This window comes from Mycobacterium asiaticum, assembly GCF_001673365.1.
In the GTDB taxonomy this organism is placed as follows: Bacteria; Actinomycetota; Actinomycetes; order Mycobacteriales; family Mycobacteriaceae; genus Mycobacterium; species Mycobacterium asiaticum_A.
This window is the reverse complement of the sequence record NZ_LZLS01000210.1, coordinates 1-843: the sequence shown is the minus strand read 5'-3', so window position 1 is coordinate 843 and position 843 is coordinate 1. Positions and strand designations below refer to the sequence as shown.

Below are 843 nucleotides of genomic sequence, written 5' to 3'. Positions count from 1 at the left end.
GCGGGTTGGACTGGTCAACGCTGTCGTCCGCTTCGACGTCGAAACCGGTTCGGATTTCGTCTCTTTCGCGGTGCCCACCATCATGGGTGAAGTCCGTCGCCACTTCCGGGACAACAGTTGGTCGGTCAAGGTCCCGCGCCGGCTCAAGGAACTGCACCTGCGGCTGGGCACCGCCACGGCCGAACTGTCGCAGCGGCTGGGTCGGGCGCCGACCGCCACCGAACTCGCCGTCGAACTCGGTATGGACCGCGCCGAGGTGGTCGAGGGCCTGGTGGCTGGCAGCTCCTACAACACGTTGTCCATCGATAGCGGTGGCGGCAACGAAGACGACGACGCCCGCGCCATCGCTGACACGCTGGGCGACGTGGACGCGGGTCTGGATCGGATCGAAAACCGCGAGGCACTGCGCCCGTTACTGGAGGCGTTGCCCGAGCGCGAACGAACTGTGTTGGTACTGCGGTTTTTTGAGTCGATGACGCAGACGCAGATCGCCGAACGGGTCGGCATCTCACAGATGCACGTGTCCCGGTTGCTGGCTAAGTCCCTGGCCCGGCTTCGGGACCAGCTCGAGTAACTCTCGCGCAGGCTCGCTCGACGACGCGCTACGACCAGCCAGTTGGACTTTGTTTGTGCGCTCGACGGCGTTGAGTGTGCAGCTACGGCGGCCGCTTCGGCGTGTCGCCCGCCGTAGCCGCACACTCAAAGCCGTTGATGGACAGGGGCCTCGAGTGTGCACTCGCGGCTCCGAGTGTGCATTAGCGGCGTCGAGTGTGCGCTCACGGCGGGCGACACGCCGAAGCGGCCGCCGTAGCTGCACACTCAACGCCGTCGAGCGCACAAACA

1 protein-coding gene is annotated in these 843 nt (G+C 65.6%); it reads left to right on the top strand.

Annotated elements, in window-relative coordinates; all coding sequences use genetic code 11:
• A partial coding sequence (locus A5634_RS24510; RefSeq protein WP_065144203.1) for a SigB/SigF/SigG family RNA polymerase sigma factor occupies positions 1-574 on the top strand: 574 nt, incomplete at its 5' end.
• Positions 575-843 lie beyond the last annotated feature (269 nt).